The organism is Draconibacterium sp. IB214405 (assembly GCF_033963885.1).
In the GTDB taxonomy this organism is placed as follows: domain Bacteria; phylum Bacteroidota; class Bacteroidia; order Bacteroidales; family Prolixibacteraceae; genus Draconibacterium.
Map to the genome: position 1 here is coordinate 1,581,638 of NZ_JAXBMA010000001.1, position 21,354 is coordinate 1,602,991.

At 34.5% G+C, this 21,354-nt stretch carries 22 protein-coding genes; 16 read left to right on the forward strand and 6 right to left on the reverse strand.

The window, feature by feature from the left end:
- The first annotated feature begins 179 nt into the window (after nt 1-179).
- From SLH46_RS06225 to SLH46_RS06245, 5 genes are all read left to right on the forward strand, one after another.
- Nucleotides 180-1,058, forward strand: a complete 879-nt coding sequence (locus SLH46_RS06225; protein WP_320280295.1) for a DUF4007 family protein — start codon at nt 180-182, stop codon at nt 1,056-1,058.
- Entirely contained in the window at nt 1,048-4,257 is a 3,210-nt protein-coding gene (locus tag SLH46_RS06230; RefSeq protein WP_320280296.1) for a hypothetical protein, read from the forward strand. Before SLH46_RS06225 ends, SLH46_RS06230 begins: the two co-directional genes overlap by 11 nt.
- Nucleotides 4,250-5,359: a phosphoadenosine phosphosulfate reductase family protein gene (locus SLH46_RS06235; RefSeq protein WP_320280297.1), complete on the forward strand. Its 1,110-nt coding sequence runs from the start codon at nt 4,250-4,252 to the stop codon at nt 5,357-5,359. The genes SLH46_RS06230 and SLH46_RS06235 overlap by 8 nt, the downstream gene beginning before the upstream one ends.
- A 97-nt stretch (nt 5,360-5,456) precedes the next feature.
- Nucleotides 5,457-6,152, forward strand: a complete 696-nt coding sequence (locus SLH46_RS06240; RefSeq protein ID WP_320280298.1) for a hypothetical protein — start codon at nt 5,457-5,459, stop codon at nt 6,150-6,152.
- 1 nt (nt 6,153) lies between these two features.
- Nucleotides 6,154-6,690, forward strand: coding sequence for a 3'-5' exonuclease (locus SLH46_RS06245; protein ID WP_320280299.1), 537 nt, complete (start codon nt 6,154-6,156; stop codon nt 6,688-6,690).
- Between the two features lie 11 nt (nt 6,691-6,701).
- On the opposite strand, the gene SLH46_RS06250 is transcribed toward SLH46_RS06245, so the two are convergent.
- Genes SLH46_RS06250 through SLH46_RS06265 form a run of 4 tightly spaced genes read right to left on the reverse strand, consistent with a single transcriptional unit; the run spans nt 6,702 to nt 11,845 of the window.
- On the reverse strand, nt 6,702-7,211 hold the full coding sequence (locus SLH46_RS06250; RefSeq protein WP_320280300.1) for a hypothetical protein: 510 nt from the start codon (nt 7,209-7,211) through the stop codon (nt 6,702-6,704).
- A 4-nt stretch (nt 7,212-7,215) separates the two neighbouring features.
- The gene (locus SLH46_RS06255; RefSeq protein WP_320280301.1) at nt 7,216-9,414 is read right to left on the reverse strand and encodes an AAA family ATPase; all 2,199 of its coding nucleotides are present in this window, start codon (nt 9,412-9,414) and stop codon (nt 7,216-7,218) included.
- A gap of 7 nt (nt 9,415-9,421) precedes the next feature.
- Nucleotides 9,422-9,634 carry a hypothetical protein gene (locus SLH46_RS06260; RefSeq protein ID WP_320280302.1) on the reverse strand — a complete coding sequence of 71 codons (213 nt, stop codon included), beginning with the start codon at nt 9,632-9,634 and terminating at the stop codon, nt 9,422-9,424.
- A gap of 3 nt (nt 9,635-9,637) precedes the next feature.
- The gene (locus SLH46_RS06265; protein ID WP_320280303.1) at nt 9,638-11,845 is read right to left on the reverse strand and encodes a DEAD/DEAH box helicase family protein; all 2,208 of its coding nucleotides are present in this window, start codon (nt 11,843-11,845) and stop codon (nt 9,638-9,640) included.
- A gap of 393 nt (nt 11,846-12,238) precedes the next feature.
- Here SLH46_RS06265 and SLH46_RS06270 point away from each other — a divergent pair, with 393 nt between their 5' ends.
- The 3 genes from SLH46_RS06270 (at nt 12,239) to SLH46_RS06280 (ending at nt 14,688) form a co-directional block, all read left to right on the forward strand.
- Entirely contained in the window at nt 12,239-12,673 is a 435-nt protein-coding gene (locus tag SLH46_RS06270; RefSeq protein WP_320280304.1) for a hypothetical protein, read from the forward strand.
- Between the two features lie 127 nt (nt 12,674-12,800).
- Nucleotides 12,801-13,730: an AAA family ATPase gene (locus SLH46_RS06275; RefSeq protein WP_320280305.1), complete on the forward strand. Its 930-nt coding sequence runs from the start codon at nt 12,801-12,803 to the stop codon at nt 13,728-13,730.
- Complete coding sequence (locus tag SLH46_RS06280) at nt 13,702-14,688, forward strand: DUF3871 family protein (protein WP_320280306.1); 987 nt, start codon at nt 13,702-13,704, stop codon at nt 14,686-14,688. The genes SLH46_RS06275 and SLH46_RS06280 overlap by 29 nt, the downstream gene beginning before the upstream one ends.
- A 33-nt stretch (nt 14,689-14,721) precedes the next feature.
- On the opposite strand, the gene SLH46_RS06285 is transcribed toward SLH46_RS06280, so the two are convergent.
- Nucleotides 14,722-15,069 (reverse strand): hypothetical protein, encoded by a 348-nt coding sequence (locus SLH46_RS06285; protein ID WP_320280307.1) that lies wholly within the window; start codon nt 15,067-15,069, stop codon nt 14,722-14,724.
- A gap of 281 nt (nt 15,070-15,350) precedes the next feature.
- Here SLH46_RS06285 and SLH46_RS06290 point away from each other — a divergent pair, with 281 nt between their 5' ends.
- A complete protein-coding gene (locus SLH46_RS06290) occupies nt 15,351-15,659 on the forward strand; it encodes a hypothetical protein (protein WP_320280308.1) in 309 nt (102 codons plus the stop codon).
- Nucleotides 15,660-15,669: 10 nt separating this feature from the next.
- On the opposite strand, the gene SLH46_RS06295 is transcribed toward SLH46_RS06290, so the two are convergent.
- The gene (locus SLH46_RS06295) at nt 15,670-15,897 is read right to left on the reverse strand and encodes a helix-turn-helix domain-containing protein (protein WP_320280309.1); all 228 of its coding nucleotides are present in this window, start codon (nt 15,895-15,897) and stop codon (nt 15,670-15,672) included.
- A 182-nt stretch (nt 15,898-16,079) separates the two neighbouring features.
- Here SLH46_RS06295 and SLH46_RS06300 point away from each other — a divergent pair, with 182 nt between their 5' ends.
- The 7 genes from SLH46_RS06300 (at nt 16,080) to SLH46_RS06330 (ending at nt 21,346) form a co-directional block, all read left to right on the forward strand.
- Nucleotides 16,080-16,853, forward strand: coding sequence for a hypothetical protein (locus SLH46_RS06300; protein ID WP_320280310.1), 774 nt, complete (start codon nt 16,080-16,082; stop codon nt 16,851-16,853).
- A 10-nt stretch (nt 16,854-16,863) separates the two neighbouring features.
- Complete coding sequence (locus SLH46_RS06305) at nt 16,864-17,334, forward strand: hypothetical protein (RefSeq protein ID WP_320280311.1); 471 nt, start codon at nt 16,864-16,866, stop codon at nt 17,332-17,334.
- 15 nt (nt 17,335-17,349) lie between these two features.
- A complete protein-coding gene (locus SLH46_RS06310) occupies nt 17,350-17,784 on the forward strand; it encodes a hypothetical protein (protein WP_320280312.1) in 435 nt (144 codons plus the stop codon).
- 32 nt (nt 17,785-17,816) lie between these two features.
- Complete coding sequence (locus tag SLH46_RS06315; RefSeq protein ID WP_320280313.1) at nt 17,817-18,068, forward strand: hypothetical protein; 252 nt, start codon at nt 17,817-17,819, stop codon at nt 18,066-18,068.
- A 414-nt stretch (nt 18,069-18,482) separates the two neighbouring features.
- A complete protein-coding gene (locus SLH46_RS06320; protein WP_320280314.1) occupies nt 18,483-19,346 on the forward strand; it encodes a helix-turn-helix domain-containing protein in 864 nt (287 codons plus the stop codon).
- 166 nt (nt 19,347-19,512) lie between these two features.
- Nucleotides 19,513-20,070: an OsmC family protein gene (locus SLH46_RS06325; RefSeq protein ID WP_320280315.1), complete on the forward strand. Its 558-nt coding sequence runs from the start codon at nt 19,513-19,515 to the stop codon at nt 20,068-20,070.
- Nucleotides 20,071-20,359: 289 nt separating this feature from the next.
- The gene (locus tag SLH46_RS06330; RefSeq protein WP_320280316.1) at nt 20,360-21,346 is read left to right on the forward strand and encodes a 3-keto-disaccharide hydrolase; all 987 of its coding nucleotides are present in this window, start codon (nt 20,360-20,362) and stop codon (nt 21,344-21,346) included.
- The last annotated feature ends 8 nt before the right edge of the window (nt 21,347-21,354 follow it).

Here is a 21,354-nt window from a genome sequence, read left to right on the forward strand (position 1 = left end):
GTTATTTTAATTAAACCAATTAAGCTGAATCTAAGATACATAACGAGATATTCAAGTTAATAACTCTAACTCCCTGGGGCATCAAGAACCAGGCAGGTTTTAGCCCGGTACTCTTAATAACTTTTATTTTCATACCAAGTAGGATTTTTTAACTTTACCAATTATATTTCAACGTTATTATGAATCTGAAATTCTCAGGACACGAAACCTTTGCATGTAGAACATTTTGGCCCAAAAAAGGCTATGATTTTATTGTTGAACAGAACAAATTCTCATCCATTGAGGCTCCTTCTATTTTAGGAGTTGGAAAAAACATGGTTGCTTCCATTCAGTTTTGGATGAAAGCAATGAATTTGTTGGATGGAGATGGAAAAGTTTCTCGATTCGCTATAACCATATTAGATGAAGAAGGTTATGATCCATTTTTGGAGGATATTGGCACAATTTGGTTGTTGCATTCAGAATTGGTAACCACCGAGTATGCTACACTTTATAACTTATTCTTCAATGAATTCAGGATCCAAAAAGCAAGTTTTTCAAAATTACAATTGCAAAACTTTGTGTCCGCCATTTTTAGACAAGTTGGTGCTAATGGATTTAATAGAGGAACGATAGAAAAAGATATTAATGTTCTGTGCAAGTCTTATAACCAGCCGGATTACAAGAATACAAAGAAGAACTTTGAGGATGAGGTTAGTAGTTTATTTCTCGAACTTGAGTTGATGAAATCCTCTAAAGTTAAGGACACAAATGACAAAATAGTTGAATGGTATTCTGTTGAGTCTACAGAAAGACACAATCTTCCATCTGATATTGTATTATACTTTATTTTATCAAGATACAAAGGACAAACTATTCAATTTAGAAACTTATTGACTGATAAAAATTGTCCTGCTAAAGTATTTTGTTTAAACAGGGAAGGACTATATAAAAAGTTGAAAGAACAAGAAAATAAAAGAGAAGGATTATTCATTTCAGAAACTGCAGGTAATGTCATTCTTAACATTCCGGAGGGTCTAGAGAAAGAGGACATTTTAAAAGAATACTATGGCGACTAAATATTACTCACCCTCAATAAATATTATTCGAGATAAGGACCAAACAATCGATTATATCCCTACTCGAAACGGAGAAGCAGCATTTAATACTATTCTGCGATCGTATGAGAATGGAATAAAAAGCTTCTGTTTAATCGGTGCCTATGGAACAGGTAAGTCTGCTTTTATTTTGGCTTTTAACAAGGTTCTGAATGGGCAAGCAACACACTTCCCATATACAAATGGTAATAAAGAAGTCGTTTCTGAATTTATTATTGGTGATTATATCTCATTTGAAGACCAAATAAGAGAAACATTTGATATAAAGAGTTCTGAAAATTGTTTTGGGAAACTTGATGAAATATTTAAATCCTACACAAAAAGGAATCAAAGGCTCCTATTGGTTGTTGATGAATTTGGAAAACATCTTGAATATGCTGCCGCACAAGCGGCTGAGAAAGAAATGTTTTTCTTTCAGAAACTAGCTGAGTTGATAAATAGTGCTGAGCACGATGTAATTCTTCTTACTACTTTGCATCAACCGTTTGAAGGTTATAGTGCAGAATTATCAGAATCACAAAAAAAAGAATGGAAGAAAGTTAGTGGAAGATACATCGAGGTTCCATTTAATGAACCAGTAGAACAACTGTTGTATTTGGCTTCCAAACATATTGAGAACTTGAAGCTAGATTTTAAAGGAAGTTCTGAGCAATTTAAAAAGCTTTTCAAGGCAATTCAAAATGCTAAGGCTTTTCCACTTAAAGATTATTTCTCAATCGAATTTGCGAAAAAGATTTACCCATTTGATTTGCTCTCGGCATCCACCTTAATTCTCGCCTTTCAAACATATGGTCAAAATGAAAGGTCACTATTTAATTTTCTAAAGGCGGATGATTATTTGGGACTACAAGACCTAAACGAGGAAGCCCCATTTTTTGCCTTACCACAAGTATATGACTACTTAAGTCACAATTTCAATGGAAGTATTGTATCAAAATATAATCCTCACAACCTACAGTGGAGAGCAATTAGAGATGCCATATTAACAGCAGAATCTATTTTTGATGATGGGTTAAAGGACATCTTAAAAATCATAAAAACCATTGGGCTACTTAATATTTTTGGAAAGCCTGGACAAAAAATCGATATAGAATTTTTGAGATCTTATGGCTTAACCGCATTGAATATCAATGATACAGAAAAAGTTATTGAGCTACTGGAGAGAAGACAACTAATACGATACCAAAGCTTCAGTTCTAGATTCGTATTGTTTAAAGGAACTGATTTTGATATCACTCAAGCTTTAGTTGAAGCAGAACGAATAGTTTCGAAAGACTTTGACTTCTTAAGTCGATTGAACAACTATTTCACATTCCCTATATTACAAGCCAAAAAAGCTTTTTACGAAACAGGTACTCCACGCTACTTTGAATTCAAATTAAGAGAATCGTTTGTCGATATTGATATTACTGACTCAATTGACGGTTACATTCAACTGATCATTAACGATTCCATTTCGGAGAAAAAGCTTAAAGGCGAGAGTACTAGTGCTCAAAATCCAATTTTAGTAGGATGGCTAAGCAATAGTGAACTAATTAAAGATACAATTTATGAAATTGAGAAAGTTCGCTGGGTGAAAGAGCAAGCAAAAGATGATAATATTGTTCAAAAAGAATTAAATGATAACGAACTAGCATTAACGGAAACCTTAAATGCGCAATTTATTGAGGGATTTTATGGCGAGAACTCAAATGTGCATTGGTATTATAAAGGGAGAAAGAAACAATTTAAATCATCACGCGAACTGAACAAGCACCTTTCGAAGATGTGTGAGGATTTCTACCATGATGTGCCAACTTTCAAAAATGAATCTATCAACAGACAACGTGTTCAGGGAACAATTTCGTCTGCTAGAAGGACCCTTATAACACATTTATTAGAGAATGACGCAGAGGAACTTCTTGGTTTCGACAAAGATAATTTCCCTCCACAAAGAACTATTTATCAGTCCTTAATTGCCGACACAGGAATTCATCGAAAGAAAAATAGCAGATGGGAATTGGGAGCACCAACAAAAAACAATTTTGAAAAACTTTGGCAATATTGTGAGTTATTTTTGAATGAATGTGCCGAGTCTCCAAGGAAACTCAGTGACTTAGTAGATAATTTAAAGCAAAAACCTTTTGGATTAAAAATGGGGCTTATTGAAATTTGGGTACCATTATTTTTAATTATCAAGCAACATGACTTTGCATTTTATGAAGGAGATACTTTTGTCCCTGATATTACTGATGATACTTTAGATGTTGCCATGAAGCAACCAAAAAAGTATTTTATCCATACGTTTAAGCTATCGCCTGAAAAGACAAAACTATTTAATCAATACAGATATTTTCTAAATCAAGCTGAAACCGAAGCTGCAACTCGTGAAACCTTTATAGAAACCGTTAAACCATTTTTGAGTTTCTACAAAAGGCTAACTCCGTTCGTACAACAAACAGAATTACTAACACAAAACAGCATCCGTTTAAAGCATGCCATTGCTGATGCAACCAATCCCGAAAAAGTGTTTTTTGAAGATATTCCTCGTGCACTAGGTTATTCAGGAAAAGACTTGTTAGACGAGGAAAAGATCGAGCAATTTGCCTTGCGCCTAAAAGACGCAACACGTGAACTAAGTGCCGCCCAGGACAAGCTGTACAATGATATTGAAGAAATAATCAATTCTGAAATTGGAGAGACACACATAAGTTTTCCCGAAAACAAGGAAAAATTACAGGAACGTTTTAAAAAGATCAAAGTAAGTGAGCTAAGTGCAAAACAAAAGGTATTTTATAATCGAATCGTAACTGCCTTAGATGACCGTAAATCATGGATAAGTTCAGTTGCTTATGCTCTTGAGAATAAAACTCTCGATAATTTTACCGATAAAGATTTTAGCTCGTTTGCATTAAATTATCCTAAGCGTGTTTATGAACTTGACAACTTAACAGATTTAAGTAAACGCGATATTGACCAAGAGAAGGAGGATGTTCTTAAACTTGAAATTACTTCCTTTGTTAAAGGAGTACAGAACAAATTAATTCGTTTACCAAAAAGCAAAAGCAAAAAAATACATAAATTGGAAGAGCAAATAAAACCAATACTTACCAAAGGAAACACGCAGGAAAACATTGCAATTCTGATTAAACTGTTACAAGACGAGATTGACAATGAATAGAAAAGTAAGGCATGTATTAGGAATATCAGGTGGAAAAGATAGTGCGGCACTTGCTATCTATTTAAAAAAGAATCACCCAACCTTATCGGAAAAAATAGAATACTATTTTACAGACACAGGAAAAGAGCTAGCAGAAACTTATGAACTCATCGCCGAATTGGAAACCTTCTTAGGCAAACCAATAAAAAAACTTGATATACTAAACAGTCATAAAAATCCTTTTGACCACCATTTAGACGAATACAATGGATTCCTGCCATCTTCGATGGCTCGGTGGTGTACCAAGAAACTAAAATTAGAACCATTTGAAAAGTGGATTGGTAACGATTATGCCATCTCATATGTGGGAATTCGTGGGGATGAAGACCGAGAAGGTTATGTTTCAACCAAGCCTAATATACAGTCCGTTTTCCCATTTCGCCGACACATATGGAGTGTTGAAGTTCTGCATAAAGTGCTACACAATACCTCCATCGACAAATTAGAGAAGAGTTATTCTAATTTTGTAAAACCTGAGCTTAAGACTCGAACAGAAGAAGTTTTACAAACTCCTCAGTCTAAAAAATACCTTTTCTCACAAAAACTAAACGACCTTTTGGATATAGATACAACAACTTTCAACAAGGCAGTATTCCACTTTATGAAAGATTCAAATCTTCCAATGTCACTATTAGAGGACTACGAGTTGCTTACTGATGAAAAAAGTGTTGACATTAACGGTGTTTTCCAGCTATTTAAGGATAACGGAATTAAAGTACCTGGATATTACGATAAGGTTGAATACGTGGTAGATGGTGAAACTGGAACCTATAACCGTAGTCGTTCCGGTTGTTTCTTCTGTTTTTACCAGCGTAAAATAGAATGGATCTGGTTGTACGAACGCCATCCAAAGCTATTTAAAGCAGCACAAGAATACGAGAAAGATGGCTATTCTTGGATGGACAATGAAACATTAGATGACATCATTAAACCAGAACGTATCCACCAAATAAAGAAAGAACACCTTGAGAAAATAAAAAGGAAGCTTACAAAACCGCAATCGAACAAGCTTCTTGATGTTTTGGATGATGGTGATGAATTATGTGCTAATTGTTTTATTTAACATTATGGATATTTACAAAATATTGACAAGGTATAGGTACATTACATTAATTCTAATATTTGTTATCCTTTATCTGATATTAAACTTTGTAATTTGTATGGAAGATAGTCTTAAAACTATCATTAATGCAATTTTTTTCTCATTAGTTTCCAGTTTTTTGGTTGGATTGTATTTTCAAATAGTTTTAAAAGATCAAATATCAAAAGAGCATCTTAAAATTATTGAGTATAGAGATGATTTTTATAAAGCAGGAATTATAAAATATTATCCAAGTTTTAAGGATTGTATAGAAAATCTAAGGCAGGATATTAGAAAATCTAAGAACGTTAAAATTTATGTAACGTATGGTAGTACTATTTTAAATACGTTATCCGAAGATATTAGCGATCTACTATCAAGAAAGGATTCTAAGTTAGAAGTTGTATTGATGGGGGAAAAAAATCCATTCGCATTAGGCTACGCTGAACTGTGGAATTATAGTGAAGAACAGCTAAAAAATAAGATTACAGAATCATTTGAACTATTAAAAAATAAAAAGGGAGAACTTATAAAACAGAATAAATTAAAGGGAAAAATGGAATTGTTTAAAAACAATAAATATCCATTTAATAGTTCATTTTACATTTGTGATAATCTGATTTATTTCGTACCATCAAAACATTATGAATCCAAAGATTTTGTGCCAATGACTATTAAAGCTCAAAATACTGATACAGAAGGCGCTTTATATAATAAGGTAACTCAAGATTTAGATTTTATTTTTAAATCAGGCAAAGGAATAGAAAAAATTTAGTATGGATATTTGTTTTATTGATTTTGAAACCACGGGCATTGATGTTTTTAAAGACAATCCTATTGAGATAGGGTGTACGCTTACAAATCAAAAGGGAGATATTTTACAAGAGTTTCATTCCTATATCAAACCAAAAAGTAAAAGAAAGACAAGTGCTTCTGCAAAAAATATTCATGGCATCAATACAAATTCATTGATGAATGCACCAACACAAAAAGAAGTTTTGATCAAGTTTTTTAAAGAAATGGGAACAAACTACAGATTTGCTGGATGGAATATAAATTTTGATGTAACTTTCTTTAGAAGAATGTGTCATTTGAATAATATGATGGGATTGTATAATAAAATCTATCATAGACATATTGATATACAATCAATAGTTTTCTACTTAAAAGAAAGTAATAGAATTCCCAATAATTTAAACAGTCTTAATGATTTAGCATCTTTCTATAAACTTGATCGAGATTCAAACCACTCTGCCCTTCAGGACTCGAGACTTGCCAATATTGTTTATAAGAAAATTATCTCCTTCAAGTAGTTTCTGTTTATTTATTCCACTTCTTTTAAAAGTTTTACAAAACAATCATCATCATCAAAAAACGCTGGATTTTCATCAACCTTTGAGGTAATAAAATCAAAACCACCATTTGCATAAGCTTCAATTCGATCTTTGATTCCCCGCATTTCTCGCTCTACATCCTTATCTTCCATATTTTCAAGATTATTTAAATCTAATCCGGACTCAACAATTGTAGCCATCCAGAGGTAATGCACAGTTGGTGCAGAATCATTTGAAGTCCAATCACGCATTGGAACTTTAAATGTAGCTGTTTCAAAATCTTTGCTTAAAGGAAGAGGATTATCAATATATAATCCAATAAAGGAAGCATAAAGGTAAAATTCATAGAAGTTTGTAAAAAACTTACCTAAATCATAACTTTTTTCTCCAGACTCATGGTAATCAATCGCTCCTTTACGAGCAAAACCTTCAATTAATTTTCGGTACTTCATAGAGTACCTTGGATTTTTTCGCCCTAAATCTTCAATAATATCAATCATGGTACTAGTTTAATGAGGAAATATTAGTAGATAAGTCAATTCTATTCATGCGTTTTGATTCTGGTTGAGAAGGTTCAATTACATAAACAGACCCAAGTCTATCAACTTCAGTTAATAGTCTCTCTCTTAGTTTTTTATTATGGAAAAAATCATAGCTAATTATAATGCTCTGATTAAACACTTCACTAAGAGTTTTACAAAAACCAATGGTATAATTATCACTAAACTTAGAAGTTGGTGCATCCGAAATTAAAGGATGAAGATCTGTTCCTCCTTTTGCAGAAACAATAGCCATAATCGTTGCCAGTTTTATTAGGATAATATTGGAATCATTTATAGATGTAAGTTCTACTCCTTTATCATCTACATTCTTTGGCATATAACTTTTACCTCGCTTTTCTAAAATAATTTCACCTTGCACTGACTTATTTTCACGTGTCATTTTATGAAAGTGTTCATTGGCTTTTACTTCAATCCTTTTTATCTGTTCTTCATACACCATATTACGTGTTGACAGAGCTAGATGCAAGAATCCATCAAGAACTTCTTTCTTTTCAGTAATTATTGGATCAATTTCATTACCAACAGTTTTTTTCAGCTCTTCATTAATCTTACCAAGCTGTTCTTTGTATCCTTTAAGTCTCGCTTCTATTTGAAACTTGGTATTTGTAAACCTGTCCTTTGAATTATCATATTGCCGGAAGTTGCGAACAATATTTTGAGCCTCGTCCTTTCCAATACTACCTGTAGATAATAAATGGTTTAATTTTTCTTCAATAGCCTTGCGATCATCTCTTTTACTTTGGGATTTAAATTCAAGTAAATCAAGTTTTTCGAGCTCTTTCTGAATTGATTCATCGATTCTTGGAATAGAATATGTACTAAGCTGATACGCATTGCTATATAGTGCTTGAATATTCTTTTTAAGGTTTTGTTTTAAAAAATCAGTGTACTTTACCCTATTTGATTTTGTTTTTTCTAGCAAATCCTCAATGTAAGTTAGTCCTCCATCTCCATCTTCAAATTTCCGATTACATAAGAAACATGTATTGTCTATAACCATTGCCTCCAGATAAGTCTTGTTTGGTACATTTTCTGGAAGACGATGTTTTTTGGCTTCCTCTTGCTGCAACTCTAATTTATATTCCAGTTTTAAATCTTCCCGTTTTTCGTCGTACTTTTGCTGTAGTTTCTCAAACTTCTCAGCATATGGACTAGCATTTCGAAGTAACCACTTTTTGGTAAAGAGATTATTATTAAAATTCTTTCTTGCATCTTTTAATTCCTCCTCAACTCGTTTAATGCTATTGTCCGAATTCGTCAAATCTCCTTTTAACCGTTCAAGTTCCTTCGCATCTTCTATTTTCCCTAACAATTCTTCTTTATGCTGCTCGGCAAATTCAAGATTTTCAATTACCTGACGAAGGTTTTCTTCTTCTTTTTCAATAAGTTTTTCGTATCGCTCTTTATCCTTGATAAAATATTCTGTTGAGGTATCAAGTTTGGTCTTAGTTCGTTCTTCTCTCTTATAAGCTTCATTTGCTTGTTTAGCAACTTTCCGAGCGATTTTGATATAAAAATCATACATTTTAATATCACTGAGAACATCAATCGCATTTGTTAAAGAATCTTCATTTTTGAAGTCAATAAGGCTGTCAACCTGCTCTCCCTGAAACCATAAATATGGTTCCATCTCTGTAGGTAGAAGCTTTCTGCTTATTCTTTCAAAAGCCCCAACTTCTCTCATCGGTTCAAAATTCAAAATGTCGTTCTTTTCGATTGAGGCTAAACTCCTGGCATCAACCTTCCAATTGTTAGGATCGTTATAATCGTTGGAATTAGAAATTCGTTCAAAACCGATTTGACGACTTAATAGATACTTTATAGGGCGCGTGCTATTTTGTTTCTTTTCACTTACCACAAGTTGCACTTTTGTAAATATTTTATCGCCAACACTCGTATTGGCTTTTGCTCTATCCGAACATAGATTTATTCCAACATGGCTTGTTGATTCAAAGCTACGCGTTTGAGAATTAAACACTTTATCATACAACAGCCAATAAAATGCATCATACAATTTTGATTTTCCAGACCCATTATCCCCAATAATAACATTAAGTCCCGGTTTAAACTCAAATAGATTCTTATCAAACTTCCCTGAATAGCACTGAAAATCTTCTACAGATATAGATTCAACAATCATAATAGGTTTATTTTTTGAATAGTTGGTTTACTCGTCTTGCGGAAAGGTCTATACTGCTTTCATCCTCAGTATGCAGAATAACAGTTTTAATAACTTCTATTAATTTGTCACTAGATGGATTAAACAAGTCCATCTTCTTCATTTGATTTTCAGAGATATCCACATACTCCTTTAAGTCTGGATTTTTGATAAAATTTTTAAAAACTTGGTTTTGGTTCATCGTCTATTTCATTTTTTCATTAATCTCATATAAATCTAATCCATAGTGGCTGCAAAGCAATTCAACTTTTTCCATTGCTTCGTATTGGTTTCGTGCCAGAAACGCAAAATCCGCTACTCGTTTCAATTCATTTTCCACAAGCGATTTCTCCATTTTAAAAGAAGGGCTTGTATAATCTGAGGATAATTCATTGGGCACGACAACAAGATCATGGATCACAGCATGCTTTTTGTCAATATGTGTGCGTAATATCCTTCCTCTTCGTTGAATAAATTGTCTGGGATTTCCTGTGCTTGAACAGAATATTGCCAACTCTGTACGAGGGACATCCACTCCTTCATCAAGACATTTCATCGCAGATAACACATCTATTTTCCCCTGTTCAAATGCTTCCAATAGCGATTCTCGATCATTTGTTTCACCTGTAAAGCTAGATACCCTTAACGTGGGATGTGTTTCCATAACTGCCTGATTATAATATACCATTATCCTTTCATCTTCAATCTCATTATCAAAACCCTCTGGGACATATACAAAGGTGTATTTTAGATTACCGCGCTTTTTATATTCATCTCCTATAATTGCCCTAAATTTTGCAATCTTATTTGTTGCCTTATGAATAATTCGTTTACGTTTCATGAGCAACATTGTAGCAGCATCTTTATCTTTAAATTGACCGGTATCACTGTCAAAAAACTGAACCAGTTTTAATGTTATACTTCGATACTCTTCCATTTCCTCATTGTTAAGCGTAACCAAATGTGGAAAATATTCATATTGACAAAGGATTCCTTTTGCAATAGCTTCTTCCATCGAAAACTCATAAGTATATGGAGGTGAGTCATTAAAGAATTCATTCATTTCCTCAGTTCCCTCAGCATCATATATCCTTTTGGGAGTTGCTGATAATCCGATACGCTTTTTAAGATGTGTCTTCGGTAACAGTTTTTTTACCTCAGGTGCTGCAATATTATGAGCTTCATCTGCAATAATCATTGCCGTCGATGGAAAATATTGTAGAAAATTCTGCAAAGCATTTCTAATAAAAGATGCATACGTTGAAATCACAACAAATGATTTTTCTGTGCCAAATTGCAGTGAAGTAGTAAGCTTGCTTAATTTCCGTTTCCAATCTCTATCGACACCAACAGTTATTGTATTGTGGATATTAAATTTGGCGACCTCTTTAATCCATTGCTGTTCTAAATCCTTTGTGGGGACTAGAATTAACGCTTGGTAATAGCCGGATGAATTATATACTTCTAACAAACAATTTAAAGCTGTAATGGTCTTTCCTGTACCGGTCGCCATTGCAAAAATACCTTGATAATTGTTAGCAACCCAGTTTTTAAAAGCTTGATGTTGGTAATCCCTCGGTCCTTCTGAGTAAGGAAATCTCGGCTTATTTTTTTGCTCGTATACCTTTTTTTCAAAATCCTCTATTTGCTTGGTGTAAGTTCTTATAAGCCTGGGTGTTATATTTATTTTCTTGACGATGTTAATTTCATCCTCCACTAATTGCTCCAAATCTTTATCCTGACCATTTTGATGAATTACCTCTACAATCTCATCGGGTAATAAATACTCAAAGAGTTCATGCTTTTGTGAAAATATATTCTCAAATATTTCACTCTGTTCCTCAATTTTAGCCTTTTCAGAAGATTCTCCCCATGAACGAGAAATTCCAAGATTTTCCCCGTTTTCAACTAGACCATTATACGTAAAGTTACAACTGCCGGAAAAGTAAATTTTGTTCTTCCCATCATCTAAAATTCCTTGCTTGTAATGTGCTAATTTCCCCGGCTTTTTCTTTACTGGTTGAATAATTAAGCGATGATGTTTGTGTAGAAATTTTAAACAGTTAAAGAAGTGCTGATCTCCCTTTTTTATAATTCCCTCTAAACCAGCCAAATCTTCATTCAAATATCGATAAGTCTCCTCAGTTGCGTAGTTCTCTTCTGGTTCTTCTACCAATAAATTTTTATCCTTCTTTGATAAAAAGTGATTTGTTATAATTCTTAATGTCCCTCCATTAAATATGAACTGAGCAAAACCATATGACAAAGCACGAATGGCATTACTGCTAAAATATCCCAGTTTCAAGTCAATCTGTTTACAATGAGGAATTGTTTTTAGATAAAACTCGATTGGCAAGTTTTTACCATCCGAGCTATATTCTAGTGTTTTAGGATAATTCAGATCAGACAACATCTAACTACAGGTTAAATTAGTAACATTTAAAATAAATTAGTGTAGAGAATCACTAAATGGCATTGGTTTTTCCTTAAAAGCGAGTTCACAGTACAACGACCATAAATGTAGAAAAATTCTAGAGAATTTACATAATAATAGAGTAAAATCAGACTTGCGTCATACAAACTATAAAAAAGTGTCATGCAAGTCTATATTAGGATTTATTTGTATATACTGTGTATTGCAATTCCCTCACGATTTAATTATATAACTAAAATATACCTCCTCAAAATAATAGAATCTAAAAGAGCGCTTACCACCTCAACTGTACACCCACTTCTCCGAATTTTTGGGCTCTACCCCCCCGGGGACTTATGGGCCACCTATTGTTTCACATTTAAAAATTAAAAAATGAGTACGAAATTATTTATTTCAAATTTTCTCGTGTATGAAACTCCGGGAGAAGAAGCTAAGGGAGCATACAGTGCAGGCTTAGCAATTGCTAGCCGTTTAAACGGTAACAGAGAACTTGTTGGATCTTTTAATAAAAGTGAAGATGATGAGGTTAAACGAAGAAAAGTTGGCTTTATAACCTTTAGGGAGAAGTTTGACTCGGAAGAAGCTGCAAAGGACTTCAAAGAAGCTAACAAATCCAAGTATCAAGTGGGAAGCGCATTAAATCCTCGGGAGTGGGCTTGGGGAGAAGTTGATGAAGAGAGCACGCTTGAATTAGGCTCACAAGGTGCCGATGTGCACTATATCAATTTCATCGGCCATGATGATCAGGTACCGGTTAAAGAAGAAATTCGCTTTGAAGGTAAAGTCACTGAGCAGGTTGAAGCTTAGCTGGATTACTAAAGAATTGCGCAACATACATTTATAACTAAAACAGGTTTTTTACTGAATTTTTTGAACACGTTTTTTGAGACGGTATTTCCTGTATTTGTATGCGATAAAAAATGCCACTGAAAAAATGGAAAAAGAGGGCAGCCACTATGGTTCGCCCTTTTTGTTTGATCAAAACTTATTAAATATGGAATTAAGACAAGCTCAACGTAAACAGGCGAAAATAAAACTTGCTTTGCAAGGTCCTTCCGGATCTGGAAAAACCATGTCAGCACTTTTACTGGCATCAGGTATCACTGATTGGAATAAAATTGCTGTAATTGACACTGAAAATCACTCTGCTGACCTCTATGCTCATCTTGGTGATTATAACGTTCTCCAACTCTCAAAACCTTTTACTCCTGAGAGGTATATCACTGCCATTGAAACCTGTGAAAATTCCTCGATAGAAGTAATCATTGTTGACTCCGTTTCTCACGAATGGGAGGGAGCTGGTGGTGTTTTATCCATACACAGTGCGATGGCTGGTAACTCTTTCACAAACTGGTCAAAGATTACCCCTCGTCACAATGCTTTTGTTCAGAAGATGCTCGATAGCCCTTGTCATATCATTGCTACCATCAGAAGTAAGCAGGACTATACCTTGACTGAGAAGAACGGTAAAATGGTTCCTGAAAAAGTAGGATTGAAGGGCGTAACTCGTGAAGGTATGGACTACGAATTTACCGTAGTATTTGATCTGGATATTAGCCATCATGCCAAAGCAAGTAAAGACCGGACAGGATTATTTATGGACAAGCCAGAAGGAATTATTTCAGCTGGATACGGCATAAGAATATTAAAGTGGTGTAATACAGGAACTAGCTTAAATAATATCAAAAGTGATATATCAAATGCAAAGTCATTAGATGAACTACGAAACATACTTAGGCTTTACCCAGAACACAAAGATGTACTAAATCCACTGGCAATAGCACGTAAAGAAGAATTATCAAAATCAATTATTAATCCAACAAATTTTTCAGAAAATGGAAGAAACACAAGTAAAGACAATTAAACCTGTATCCCCAATTGTAGAATTTGCACAGGCAGAAGAAACATCAGGGAAACATTTTATGGCGGCAAATACCAAAGAAATGACTTTGGATGAAATTAGAAACAATCATACGATTCCTGTTTTTGCCAAGGATAATGAATCAACCATTTCTCACCAAGAGATGATCGAAACCATCGCTTTTGTCACAGAACAAATCTTTGGGGGAGAGACTATTTTAAAGCCTGCAATTAGGGTTTCTCATGCTATCAAAGGACGAATCCCTTCAGCCGTAGGCAAACCCGCGAAAGAGCTTCTGGAGCATGAAAAGACTTTGTATTTCGAGCGAATGGCCTTTGCCATAGAAATACCATCAATCCATGACAGAGTAGCAGAAAACGGCTTAAATCTAACAATTGGAGGAGTGCGTGCTTACAATCTGGAGAACTTATATTCCAAGAAATCTTCGGAACGATTCAAGCTCTTTATAGGATTTCAGAATCAAGTATGTACAAACTTATGTGTAAGTACCGATGGTTTTAAATCTGATGTAAAAGTTCGTTCTATCGCTGAATTGGCAGGCAGAGCTTATGATCTCTTTGGAAACTTCAATGTCCATAGGGAGATAAACAAGTTCAATACTTTGCCATCAACAATGCTTTCCGAATCTCAGTTTGCACAGATAATTGGTCGCGCCCGGATGTTTCAGAATATGCCTTACAAAGACAGGAAAGAGTTACCACAATTTCCATTATCTGATAGTCAAGTGAATTTGGTGGTAAAAGATTATTATTCAGATGAGTCTTTTTGCAAGAACGATCTTGGCAACATCAACCTATGGAAGCTGTACAATCTATTTACAGGAGCAAATAAGATGAGCTATATTGACTCTTTCTTAGACCGAAATGTAGCTTGTCAACAATTTGTTGGTGGATTAAACGAAGCGATTGGATTGAATAAGCATCATTGGTTTGTGAGCTGAATATTAACCACTCTCATACGAGGGAGTGGTTGTTTAATAGTTAAAGCTTATTATTCCCGTAGAGTCAGATACTTCAACCTTTAGATTGTGACCCTCTGTTGTAAAATTACGAGCATCTCCCTCAATAGTTGATAAATGTTCTATGTGGTTCATCACTCTTCTTTCCCATTCTTTATCTGTCTTTTTTCTAAAAGTATGGTCTTGCTTCAGAATTCTTATCATGTCTTTTATGGTGTATTTACCTTCAAGGATAAGCAAATCAATAGTACCTGCCTCAGAACCTATTCTATGTCTTAACCATGTGGTATGACCATCAATGGGATTAGGTCTCTTTAGTAATTTTATAGTGTCTTGTTCATCAAGAGCATGTGGTTTACTCATTATAAAACAGGTTGGTGATACTATCTTTAAAGATACGGAATTTGTCACTAAAAAGCCACCGAAGAAAAGGAGTTGGTTAATACTGTATTTTTCTAGCCTGAGAAATGGTTTATCAACGTATAACGAGTGTAACAAAGTTGAAGATATTCAGTTAAATTCAAAGGTACTACCATTATTACATCGCTTATGAGTACAGGCAATAACAGTCTATGTCAATAAGATATAGGCTGTTTTTATATCACTACATCTAAATTCAATAATTAAAATTTAAAATGTTATTCATGAAAACTAAACACATAATTATTCACTTAGTAGGTGAGCAAATTAGAAATCAGGTACTAATGGAAGGATTAGAAAGACTTGGATTTGATTGTACAGCCTACACCTTGAACATCAGTGAAACAATATTAACGTTGGTTGGATTTGATGATAAACCTGACACTTTATACAGCCAATATTTTGCACTGCTGGAAAATGCAGTAACAGAAACTACCTACTTAAACATGGATGAAATGATTAGTAAATGGTCAAACATTATATACAACAAGCTAATTGAATTTAAGTCAGGTGAAATTTACCTATCAGGCTAAATAGTAGTAGTTAACTCTCAGCTTCAACATCTACTAACTCAGTAATTGTAATTTCAAGAGCCTGACTAATTTTATAAAGAGTTGAAATGGTTGGGTTTGTACGACCAGCTTCCAAGCGAGATAAATTGGCTTTTTCAAAATTGCAGATAGCGGCCAGATTTTGCTGTGAAATTCCTTTGGATTCACGCAATTCCCTGATTCTGTTACCAATTTTTTGTTGAAGCAGACTAATATTCATTAGTTATCATTTCTGACAACTAATTTTTCTCTTTATATTTGATAAATGGTTATCATTTATGATAACGGCAAATAAAAACCAAAAGCGTTAGCTTACTTTGAACTTCAAATCAGGCTGCAGTCCCACGCTTTTCTTGTTTAATCCTCATCTAGGGATTTGGGTGGGATTTATAACTAGGTCCTATGAAACTAAAAAGAAAATCTAATTTTGTAATTATACTTTTCCTTGCTGTTACCATTCTATGTTGTGAACCTGAAGAAAAAGTTGATATACAGCAAACGAATGAAGTGATACTTCCAGTGGAGATTGTTTTTAACAGCGGTGGCAAAAGACAATACTACTATGACCAAAGTAATTTATTATATAGAGTAGAGTATATCAACGACTCTGACTTTTCGGTTACGGGTATCTGGGAAATTTCGTATAAGCAAAATGCTCCGTCACAGTTAATAAATTCTCAACCAAGATTCCCCGAATTGACAAGAGTTTATAACTGTACCACCGATGAAAGTGGGAAAATTATTGAAATCAGACAAGTCCTTTCTGATTCAGAAGTTTTACTACGAAAATATGAATACGTTAGTGATGATATTGTTTCTTTATCGGGTGAATTCTCAGAGAATTATTCTTTAAATGAGCATGGTGATATTGTCGGCATTGAGCGGTTGGATAAGCATGGTGGAGAAAGCACAAATTTAACTATCGAATATAACCAAAGTTATTTCTCTCCTTTTAAAGATGTTCCATTCATAAAAGCATTTTCTATCTTTTTTATGGACTTTGATTTAATGGATTATGCAGGACAACATATGCCAATTAGAGTAACCGGCAATAGTTTTGGATATTCATTTTCTGGGGAGTTCAATGAGATGGGATTTCCAGATAGAGTGATTGAAACTGGGTTGATATCTGAAACTTATGATATTAAATATGTAACGAAGGAAGTAATAAATTGAAAACTGGATTATGAAATACATTTATTTGTTAATTGTTCTGATCACGCTTTTATCTTGTAATGTCAAACAAGAAAATCTGTTTCTAAAATCTGAAGTTGAAAGATTACAAAAAAGAGTCACGGAATTAGAAAAAGAACTGAAAACGCAAGAAGCAATTGCTAATCCACCATTAGAACGGTTCGCATTTATTGCTCTTAAGCTCAGATTGTGTACATCTTGGAGTGGCGGTGATCTTAAATGTAAAAACTGGAATTACGAAGTTAACTCTTCGAACATATTTAAAGTTCCTCAATATTTAAACGAAGATGAAAAATATAGATTAATGGATCAACATTGGGAAAATATTAAAGAATTAAGAAAATATTCCTATAGAGCCGAGGTCTTAGATAGAAAGGTTTATATTTTTCCAACGTATGCAGGTGCTAGTCAGAAAAAGGACTATTTGATGAAGGATAAATCCAGAAATCTTCTTCCTAAATAGTTTCAATCTGATAATATGGGATACAGGGTAAAAAGAAATATTTACCAATATTCATTACTCGATTTACTTGAAATTCTTCAGTACTCAGACCACCCTGAATACAATGAGGCTGAACAGGAACTTAAAAAGCGAAATCCATCGGAAAAGGAACTGTCAGCAGCAAGAATGGGACTGGTTTATCGCAACAAGACAAGAAATAAACCACTTTCATTTGTTGAATTACTGTACTGCATATTGACTCCCCTAATCTCTAATAAACATAGCTTGACAGGCGAGGATCATATCGAAGAATCATTTGACGATCAGCTCGCGGAATACGAGTATTTCAATGAATCACGTAAAGTGAAACAGTTCAAAAATTGCAAACTAATTGTTCAGTTCTTATACTTTTTCGCAATTGGTGCTTTTGTAATCACGCTTATTGTACTTTTTCTAATCTACGGTCTGTAGAGCTTTTTATAAATAATTTAAATCCAAACATTATGAACGATGATGAAATTCAATTCGAATACTACGAGTATGTGTCTCCATACAATGTACTGGTAGTTTCCAGCGATGGAGAAATTTTTGAGCTGAACTGTCCTTTTGAAGTAAAAGCAAAGGTGAACTTTCCGGACATAAAGGCAAATGATTTAGTCTGGGTACATAAAGTACAAACGACTAATGAAAACAAGGACGTTTTTATTATTGGAGAAGAAGCATATTCTGTTAAGTATTTTCATGTAATAGTCTAAACAGAGTAATTTTTATTCTTGAAGTATTATAACGATATTTGAGTTAACGTTATTTGAGATTGTGTCAAAAGAGGTGTTAAAATCGAGACCACTATGGTTTGTGCCCTCTGAAATCATTGATATTAAAGCGAATTTAAGATAGGTTCAAGTCCAACCTGGGGAGCACGCTAAAAGGAGATCAATTTTGATCTCCTTTTTTTATTCCCGAATTTTTGAAAATTCACCCAATCCGGAATCAATTCGCCGGTAACAAATCTATCTCCCGCATTCGTTTGAAAACATACAAAATGCCGCCATTACAGTTTGAACAAATTAATCAGGTCGTTTGTACTAAATTATTATGCCTTAATGTATAAGCTGTAATTTGAGTATCTCTCTTAATCATTTTTAATACGAAGGAATACCTTATACAACATGCTTGATCTGCATTCATATATCAGAAATAACAGTCACTATAAAAAGCTAATTATAGATGACTTGCTATTTGTTGAATACAAATGTGTATATGAAGAGACCAGAGCAGGTATTTGGTCGGATACAAATTATTTTGTGTTTGTTACCAGCGGGAAAAAAATGTGGAAAAGTATATATAATGAGTATGTTGTAGAAACGGGAGATTCGTTATTTGTAAAAAAGGGGGCCAATTTGGTTCATCAGTATTTTGAAGAGGATTACTGTGCATTGATGATATTTATTCCCGACGATTTTATTAAAAAATTTATGGCCCGTTTTGCTGAAGTCGTTCGTAAAACATCTGAAGATATATCGGAGTTGGATTCTGTAATTCGCATCCAACTTGACGAATACCTGGAGGCATACATCAATTCCCTGGCCTATTTTCTGGAGGCTGAGTTTGTACCCGATAGAAATTTGCTGGTTCACAAATTGGAAGAATTGTTGTTAAATATTTTTACCCGTCCATTGCATAAAAATGTTGCCAAATACCTTCATTCGCTCAGCAAAGATCAGACTACACAATTGAGGCAGGTTATGGAAGATAATTTTGCCTTCAATCTGAAGTTGGAAGAATTTTCAAAACTGTGCAACATGAGTTTGAGTTCTTTTAAAAGGATGTTTAATTCTGTTTATAATATATCTCCTGGCAAGTGGCTAACCCAAAAGAGGCTCGATCTTGCAGCTCATCTTTTGTTAACCACAGATAAAACGGTGGGCCAGATTGCTTTTGAAAGTGGTTTTGAAGAGCCCTCCAGTTTTATTCGTGTGTTCAAACAAAAACTTAATTGTACTCCGCTGCAATATCGATCAGTTAAAGCCTAAGCACACTGTATCTCTTATTTTTAGCGTTAAAATTCTTCATAAAATAACAAAAAAGATCATTTGGTCTTATTTGTATATTTTATGGACTGAAGTGTCTGCCTCTAAGGCATCGTTCGCCTGTATCTTTGCATTGTTACTTGATTTTTTAACCTAAAAAACAATTAAAATGGAAACAACAAAAGTAAAAACGATTAACGGCTTCAGTGCTGAAGGAATTATGAACACAGTAACTGCAATACAGGGAAATCCGGAAATTGCAAAGTTTGAACTACGTGCAAAAAATACCTGGATTTCAGGCGGACACAATCGCAGTTTTGTCCAGGGATTTTACGGTGCCTGCCAGGAAGACACATCGCGTGAAACTCCTTTTGTATTCGACAACGATGAGCCCCCTGTATTGCTGGGTGAAAATAAAGGAGCTAATCCGGGCGAAGTGCTTTTACATGGTTTGCTTGCCTGTATGACAACGGCAATGGTTTTGTTGGCGGCAGGTAAAGGAATTGAAGTTTCCGGAGTTTCTTCCAGTATCGAAGGCGATGTCGATGTTCAGGGATTTTTAGGAATGAATCCTGATATTCCTAAAGCGTTCAGTCAGATTCGTGTTAACTTCGATATCGATGGAGTAAGCGATGAAGAAAAAGAACAATTGATAAGTTTTGCCAAACAGTCACCTGTTTTTAACACTCTGATTAATCCGACTGATGTACAAGTATCAGTTCATTAAACTTCAGGAGAATTGAAAATACAAGAGGCTGTCTCAAAAGAGATGGCCTCTTGTATTTCGATTGCATTTTCCGACTGTTTGGGGAGCACGCAAAAAAGGAGGTCAATTTTAATCTCCTTTTTTTATGTCTGAATTTTCATGGAGAATGATTCTGGATGGAATGAAATTCACAAAATCGCCGGTTTAAATCCGAGAATTTAGAGACGACTTACTTAATCAAAACCACTTTTTATTAGCTTTGTAGCAATCTAAATCAAAATTGTAATTTTTCTAATTTAAAGGATATATTATGAACAAACTAAAACCTATTATTTTATTGATTGCAATCGCCTTGACGGCTTTTGTTCCTGCGCAGGCACAGCGCGTTGAAAGTGAATCTCCATTAATTGGCAAGTGGGATCTTACCATAAATATGACTCCTGCTCAGATTGAAAGTCTTGGACTTTTCAGACACGGATTAATGTCTTCTGATGGTTTCCCGGGATGGCTAATGGTTAAATTATCTGGTTTCTCAACGCTAACCGGATACTATGTTGGATACGAAGGCAGTGCAAGACCTGTAGCCGAATTTATTTACGATGAAAAAACGGATAAATTTCATTTTACCATTCCACCACAATGGATGGATATTGAAGATCTTTATTTCGAGTTTTCTTTAAAAGATGATAAACTTACGGGCTATCAAATGCTTAATGGTCAAAAATTGGAGTGGACAGGTGTTCGGGCTCCTTCCCTGGAAAGAACAGAACCGCCGATTTGGGGAAATCCTGTAGATCTGATTACCGAAACCATGGACAAATGGATCATCCCGCAGAACTGCAAATTCCAGATGATTGATGGTGTAATGGTTAATACCGAATCGGGTGGTAACCTGGTAAGTATTCAGAAATTTGAAGATTTCAAACTGCACGTTGAATTCCGCTATCCGGCAGGAAGTAACAGTGGAATTTATCTTCGCGGCCGTCACGAACTTCAAATCGAAGATTCAAAAGGAAGAACCGACGACGTAAGCATCGGTGGTATTTACGGTTTTATTGCACCGGCGGTTTATGCTGCCAAAAAACCGGGCGAATGGCAAACCTACGATGTGACACTTGTTGGACGCCATGTTACCGTTTTGCTGAATGGAATAGAAGTTATTTCGAACCGTCCTATTCCTGGAATTACAGGTGGCTCGCTTGATAGCAAAGAAGGAGAACCTGGTCCATTCCAGATTCAGGGAGATCACGGACCGGTGGAATTCCGCAAATTTGTTGTTACACCGGCGGTTAACTAACAATAGTT

Coding starts and splice junctions, on each gene's coding strand:
- SLH46_RS06225 (WP_320280295.1), top strand. CDS start 180: ATGAATCTGAAATTCTCAGGACACGAAACCTTTGCATGTAGAACATTT.
- SLH46_RS06230 (WP_320280296.1), top strand. CDS start 1,048: ATGGCGACTAAATATTACTCACCCTCAATAAATATTATTCGAGATAAG.
- SLH46_RS06235 (WP_320280297.1), top strand. CDS start 4,250: ATGAATAGAAAAGTAAGGCATGTATTAGGAATATCAGGTGGAAAAGAT.
- SLH46_RS06240 (WP_320280298.1), top strand. CDS start 5,457: ATGGAAGATAGTCTTAAAACTATCATTAATGCAATTTTTTTCTCATTA.
- SLH46_RS06245 (WP_320280299.1), top strand. CDS start 6,154: ATGGATATTTGTTTTATTGATTTTGAAACCACGGGCATTGATGTTTTT.
- SLH46_RS06250 (WP_320280300.1), bottom strand. CDS start 7,211: ATGATTGATATTATTGAAGATTTAGGGCGAAAAAATCCAAGGTACTCT.
- SLH46_RS06255 (WP_320280301.1), bottom strand. CDS start 9,414: ATGATTGTTGAATCTATATCTGTAGAAGATTTTCAGTGCTATTCAGGG.
- SLH46_RS06260 (WP_320280302.1), bottom strand. CDS start 9,634: ATGAACCAAAACCAAGTTTTTAAAAATTTTATCAAAAATCCAGACTTA.
- SLH46_RS06265 (WP_320280303.1), bottom strand. CDS start 11,845: ATGTTGTCTGATCTGAATTATCCTAAAACACTAGAATATAGCTCGGAT.
- SLH46_RS06270 (WP_320280304.1), top strand. CDS start 12,239: ATGAGTACGAAATTATTTATTTCAAATTTTCTCGTGTATGAAACTCCG.
- SLH46_RS06275 (WP_320280305.1), top strand. CDS start 12,801: ATGGAAAAAGAGGGCAGCCACTATGGTTCGCCCTTTTTGTTTGATCAA.
- SLH46_RS06280 (WP_320280306.1), top strand. CDS start 13,702: ATGGAAGAAACACAAGTAAAGACAATTAAACCTGTATCCCCAATTGTA.
- SLH46_RS06285 (WP_320280307.1), bottom strand. CDS start 15,069: ATGAGTAAACCACATGCTCTTGATGAACAAGACACTATAAAATTACTA.
- SLH46_RS06290 (WP_320280308.1), top strand. CDS start 15,351: ATGAAAACTAAACACATAATTATTCACTTAGTAGGTGAGCAAATTAGA.
- SLH46_RS06295 (WP_320280309.1), bottom strand. CDS start 15,897: ATGAATATTAGTCTGCTTCAACAAAAAATTGGTAACAGAATCAGGGAA.
- SLH46_RS06300 (WP_320280310.1), top strand. CDS start 16,080: ATGAAACTAAAAAGAAAATCTAATTTTGTAATTATACTTTTCCTTGCT.
- SLH46_RS06305 (WP_320280311.1), top strand. CDS start 16,864: ATGAAATACATTTATTTGTTAATTGTTCTGATCACGCTTTTATCTTGT.
- SLH46_RS06310 (WP_320280312.1), top strand. CDS start 17,350: ATGGGATACAGGGTAAAAAGAAATATTTACCAATATTCATTACTCGAT.
- SLH46_RS06315 (WP_320280313.1), top strand. CDS start 17,817: ATGAACGATGATGAAATTCAATTCGAATACTACGAGTATGTGTCTCCA.
- SLH46_RS06320 (WP_320280314.1), top strand. CDS start 18,483: ATGCTTGATCTGCATTCATATATCAGAAATAACAGTCACTATAAAAAG.
- SLH46_RS06325 (WP_320280315.1), top strand. CDS start 19,513: ATGGAAACAACAAAAGTAAAAACGATTAACGGCTTCAGTGCTGAAGGA.
- SLH46_RS06330 (WP_320280316.1), top strand. CDS start 20,360: ATGAACAAACTAAAACCTATTATTTTATTGATTGCAATCGCCTTGACG.